Below are 4,937 nucleotides of genomic sequence, written 5' to 3' on the forward strand. Positions count from 1 at the left end.
CATGGGTCAAGGGTCCGCGACCCTTGCCGCCGGAGGCCCTGCTTTTCTGCTTCCCGCACCACGCGCTCCGACTTAAGTGCAATGCAAACCAACGGCAGGAGTCGCCGCAATGACCACCGATCCGCCCAATGATCCCATTATCATTTCCGCTTATGCCCGCACGCCGATGGGCGGGTTTCAGGGGGCGCTTTCCGGCGTGAAGGCCACCGATCTGGGCGCGGCCGCCGTGCGGGCGGCGGTGGAGCGGTCGGGCGCAAATCCGGAAACAATCGAACAGATCATCATGGGCTGTGTGCTGCCCGCCGGGCTGGGCCAGGCGCCGGCGCGGCAGGCGGCTTTGGGCGCTGGTTTGCCGTTGGGGGTGGCGGCGACCACGGTGAACAAGATGTGCGGCAGCGGCATGCAGGCGGCGATCATGGCGCATGATGCGATTGCGGCCGGCAGCGCCGATATCATCGTGGCGGGCGGCATGGAGAGCATGACCAATGCGCCCTATCTGCTCACCAAGCATCGCGGCGGCGCGCGCATCGGCCATGATGCCATAAAGGATTCAATGTATCTGGATGGGCTGGAGGATGCCTATGATCCCGGCCGGTTGATGGGCAGTTTTGCCGAAGATTCCGCCCGCGATTACCAGTTCACCCGCGAAGCGCAGGATGATTTCGCCATGGCCAGCCTGGCCCGGGCGCAGGCCGCCATCGCCAGCGGCGCCTTTGTCGCCGAAATCGTGCCGGTCAGCATCAGCGCGCGCGGCGGTGACACTGTGGTGGCCATCGATGAGCAGCCCGGCAAGGCCCGGCCCGACAAGATCCGCGGCCTGAAGCCGGCCTTTGCCAAGGATGGCACCATCACGGCCGCCAACGCCTCGTCCATCTCCGACGGCGCGGCTGCGCTGGTGATCACCCGGGCCAGCGTGGCCGCCGCGCACGGCCTGGCGGTGCAGGCGCGCATCGTCGCCCACGCCGCCCACGCCCACGAACCGGGCAAATTCACCACCGCGCCAGTGCCCGCCATCCGCGCCGTGCTCGCCAAGGCCGGCTGGAGCGTCGCCGATGTCGATCTGTTCGAAATCAACGAGGCCTTTGCGGTGGTGGCGATGATCGCCATGCACGATCTGCACATCCCGCACGAAAAACTGAACATCCACGGCGGCGCCTGCGCGCTGGGCCACCCCATCGGCGCATCCGGCGCGCGCATCATCGCCACGTTGCTGGCCGCGCTGGAACGCACCGGCGGCAAGCGCGGCGTGGCGGCGCTGTGCATCGGCGGCGGTGAGGCGACGGCGATTGCGGTGGAGCGGTTGTAAAGTTTAGAACGCCTCCGGCGGGCAGGGGTGACCCCTGCACCCACTTTTTTGACGCGCGCTCAACCTCTGGGGTGGGCACCGAATAATCGAATGGGTGCAGGGGTCACCCCTGCCCACGTCACCCCGGACTTGATCCGGGGCGGAGGCTATTTCTTATCTTGAAAACTCACGGCTTCACATCCGGCGGCAGTTCGCCGGACATGCCCGTCGCGACCTTCTCAGCTGCTTCCATGGCGCGCAGCAGATTGCCGCCGGCGATTTTCTCGCACTGGCTTTCAGAATAGCCGCGGCGCAGCAGTTCGGCGATCAGCGCCGGGTAGGTTTCGACGCCTTCCAGCCCGGTGGGCGTTGATTCGATGCCGTCCAGATCGCCGCCGATGCCGACATGGTCGATCCCGGCCAGCTTCACGACCTGAGTGATATGATCCGCCACATCGCCGATGCCCACTGCCGGCGGCGGATTTTTGGCGTCCCAATCCGCCATTGCCGTGCCCTGGCGCGGCAGATCGGCGATGTACAGCGCCAGCAGCCGCTGCCGTTCGCCGGCGCGGGCGGCTTCATGGGCCTGGCGGGCGCTGTTGATGAAGCCGGGCACATAAGTGACCATCACGACGCCGCCATTGGCCTTGACCAGCGGCAGCACATCATCGGGCACATTGCGGACATGATCGGCGATGCCGCGCGCGCTGCTGTGGCTGTAGATCACCGGCGCCTTGGTCACGGCCAGCACCGCCTTCATGGTCGCGGGCGACACGTGGGACAGATCGACCAGCATGCCGATGCGGTTCATTTCCCTGATCACCGCCTTGCCATAGGCGGTAAGCGGCTGCGGGCGCGGCGATTCATTGGCGCTGTCGGCCCAATCATTGTGCCTGGTGTGGGTGAGCGTCATGTAGCGCACGCCCAGCGCGTGATACATGCGCAGCACGGGCAGGCTGTTGTCGATCTGGCTGCCGCCTTCCACGCCGAGCAGGCTGGCGACCTTGCCGGTTTTCTGGATGCGGCGGATATCGGCGGCGGTGCCGGCCAGTTCGAAATCGGCTGGATATTTCGCCACGAAGCCGCGCACGATATCGATCTGCTCGATGGTGGCCTTCACCGCCTGCGGGCCGATGACGGTGGCCGGCACATAGACGCTCCAGAATTGCCCGCCCACGCGGCCCTGATGAAGGCGGGTGATATCGGTCATCAACGGGCGCTTGAAGCTGCGGCTGTCGGCTTTCAGGTCCTGCTGCCACCAGCTTTCGCCAAAGCTGCCGCGCAGTGCGCCCGGCCAATCATTGTGGCCATCGATGATCGGCTGGCGTTTCAGCACCGCTTCGGCGCGGCGCATATAGGGGTCTTCCAGCGCGGCGGCGGGAAGTGAGGTGGCGGCCAGCAGGCCGGCGATAACGAGCTTGTGGATCATGGGAAGCGTTGTCGCACCCCTTCCCCCTCTCTTGCAAGAGAGGTGACGGGCACGCCGCAGTGGTCACATAACATATGCTGCAATTTTCCGGAGACTGATCATGCTCGAAGCTGCCGACCGCCGCGTTTACGGCCCCGATGAAACCGCCTTCCGCGACACTGTGCGCAAGGTGTTTGACAAGGAATTGATCCCCAATCTCGACCGCTTCGAGGAAGAGGGCCTGGTCAGCCGCGATTTCTGGCGTGCGTGCGGCGATGCCGGCATGCTGTGCCCCGGTGTGCCGGAGGAATATGGCGGCTTGGGGCTCGATTTTCGGTACAACGCCATCATCGATGAGGAGCTGGCCTATGCCGGATCATCGGCGGGCATCACCCTGCAATCCGATATCATCGCCGATTATCTGATCGCCTATGGCAGCCCGGAGCAGAAGGCAAAATATCTGCCCAAGATGATCAGCGGCGAAGTGATCACCGCCATCGCCATGACCGAGCCCGGCGCCGGCAGCGATTTGCAGGGCATCAAGACCACCGCCCGCAAGGACGGCAATCACTATGTGATCAACGGCAGCAAGACCTATATCACCAACGGCCAGCACGCCGATCTGATCATCGTGGTTGCCAAGACCGATCCGGAAAAGGGCGCCAAGGGCACCTCGCTGATCCTCGTGGATGCGACAAGCGAAGGCTTTGCCCGCGGCCGCAACCTCGACAAGATCGGCCAGAACAGCGCCGACACCTCGGAACTCTTCTTCAACGATGTGCGCGTGCCGATGACCAACTGCCTGGGCGAGGAAAACAAGGGCTTCATCTACCTGATGAGCCAGCTGCCGCAGGAGCGGCTGTCCATCGCCATTTCCGCGCAGGCCGGCGCCCAGCGCGCCTTTGATGAAGCGGTGAAATTCGTCAAGGAACGCAAGGCCTTCGGCAAGACCGTGTGGGAGTTTCAGAACACCCAGTTCGTGCTTGCCGGCCTGAAAACCGAATTGCAGGTGGGCTGGGCGCATATCGATTGGGGCCTGCAGAAGCTGATCGAAGGCCGGCTGACCGACGCCGAAGCCAGCGCTGCCAAATTGTGGCACACCGAACTGCAAGGCCGCGTGTGCGATGAAGCGCTGCAACTGCACGGCGGCGCTGGGTACATGAACGAATATCCCATCGCCCGCCTGTGGCGCGATGCGCGCGTGCAACGGATTTACGGCGGGACGAGCGAAATCATGAAGCTGGTGGTGTCGCGCACGATCTGAGGCGCGCCGCCTTCACGGACGCGGGGCGGGCAGCATGGATTCCGCGCCGCGCGGCGTCGTGATCGGATCCGCATGGCGGTGAACAAGCCGCCATTGCCGGCCCGTTCGCCCATAAACGCTGGTCACCCGCGCCGAAAAATCGGCAAAATCGGGGCTGCTGCCCAATCTGGCGCGGCCATGTTCGATCTCGACCAGCACAAACATGTCGCCGCTGCCATAAACGGCGATGCGGTCCACACCTCGCACCGTGCCATCGCGATATTTGGTGGCGGCATTTGCCAGGCGGCTGCGCACTTCGTTTGGCCCCTTGCCGAAAGGCCCGAACGGATTGCCCAGCGTGATGTCGTCGGACTCGGCAAACAGCGCGGCATAGCCTGACGGATCGCCATTGAGAATCTTGCGCAACGCCTCGTGGCTTTGCGACACCGCCTGTTCGAGCGCGGGCGGCAGAGCGGGGGCTTTTGCCAGCGCGCCACTCGCCAGCAGCGCCCACACGCTGGCAACGATCAAAACTGTGCTTTTCATGCCCATCCCCCGATTTCGGGCCAAAGCTACCCAAACCGCGACACGCGGGCCAGCCAAATGCGGCATTTTCCGGAATGGCGCTGCCGGGTTTCTGCCCTTAACCGGTCGCAATCCTCTGCCATAGCGGACTCCATGAACATGATTGCTGCTGTTTCACATTCCAACCCGGCAAGGGCGCTGGGTACGCGCGGCGGCGCGCAGACCGGTGAGGATATGGCGATGATCACGCTCGCTGCCGGGATCGGCCGCGAACTCGGGGCGTACAAGCCTGCCATCTATTGGGCGGATACGCTGGCTTCGGCTGCACTGGGCTGGGGCGCGCTGGCGGCGTTGATCTTGCTGCCTGGCCTGCCCGTGGCGGCTATAGCGGCGCTGGCGGTGGTGGCTGTGCTGGCATTGTACCGGCTGGGCAGTTTCATTCACGAAATCACCCATATGAAGGACGACAGCGTGCC

4 protein-coding genes and 1 pseudogene are annotated in these 4,937 nt (G+C 64.4%); 3 read left to right on the top strand and 2 right to left on the bottom strand.

The annotated features are described in order from the left end of the window. The first annotated feature begins 109 nt into the window (after window positions 1-109). Complete coding sequence (locus ABWP50_RS13190) at window positions 110-1,306, top strand: acetyl-CoA C-acyltransferase (protein WP_353218449.1); 1,197 nt, start codon at window positions 110-112, stop codon at window positions 1,304-1,306. Window positions 1,307-1,472: 166 nt separating this feature from the next. Here the strand turns inward: ABWP50_RS13190 and ABWP50_RS13195 are convergent, their stop codons facing one another. After that, window positions 1,473-2,714, bottom strand: coding sequence for a dipeptidase (locus ABWP50_RS13195; RefSeq protein WP_353218450.1), 1,242 nt, complete (start codon window positions 2,712-2,714; stop codon window positions 1,473-1,475). Between the two features lie 100 nt (window positions 2,715-2,814). Between ABWP50_RS13195 and ABWP50_RS13200 the strand changes: the two genes are divergently transcribed. Then, window positions 2,815-3,957 (top strand): acyl-CoA dehydrogenase family protein, encoded by a 1,143-nt coding sequence (locus ABWP50_RS13200; protein ID WP_353218451.1) that lies wholly within the window; start codon window positions 2,815-2,817, stop codon window positions 3,955-3,957. Window positions 3,958-3,969: 12 nt separating this feature from the next. Here the strand turns inward: ABWP50_RS13200 and ABWP50_RS13205 are convergent, their stop codons facing one another. After that, window positions 3,970-4,482 (bottom strand): YybH family protein, encoded by a 513-nt coding sequence (locus ABWP50_RS13205; protein ID WP_353218452.1) that lies wholly within the window; start codon window positions 4,480-4,482, stop codon window positions 3,970-3,972. A 132-nt stretch (window positions 4,483-4,614) separates the two neighbouring features. Between ABWP50_RS13205 and ABWP50_RS13210 the strand changes: the two are divergent. Further along, window positions 4,615-4,937: pseudogene (locus ABWP50_RS13210) on the top strand (hypothetical protein); the annotation flags it as partial.

Source organism: Sandarakinorhabdus sp. (genome assembly GCF_040398645.1).
Classification (GTDB): Bacteria; Pseudomonadota; Alphaproteobacteria; order Sphingomonadales; family Sphingomonadaceae; genus Sandarakinorhabdus.

Coding starts and splice junctions, on each gene's coding strand:
- ABWP50_RS13190 (WP_353218449.1), top strand. CDS start 110: ATGACCACCGATCCGCCCAATGATCCCATTATCATTTCCGCTTATGCC.
- ABWP50_RS13195 (WP_353218450.1), bottom strand. CDS start 2,714: ATGATCCACAAGCTCGTTATCGCCGGCCTGCTGGCCGCCACCTCACTT.
- ABWP50_RS13200 (WP_353218451.1), top strand. CDS start 2,815: ATGCTCGAAGCTGCCGACCGCCGCGTTTACGGCCCCGATGAAACCGCC.
- ABWP50_RS13205 (WP_353218452.1), bottom strand. CDS start 4,482: ATGAAAAGCACAGTTTTGATCGTTGCCAGCGTGTGGGCGCTGCTGGCG.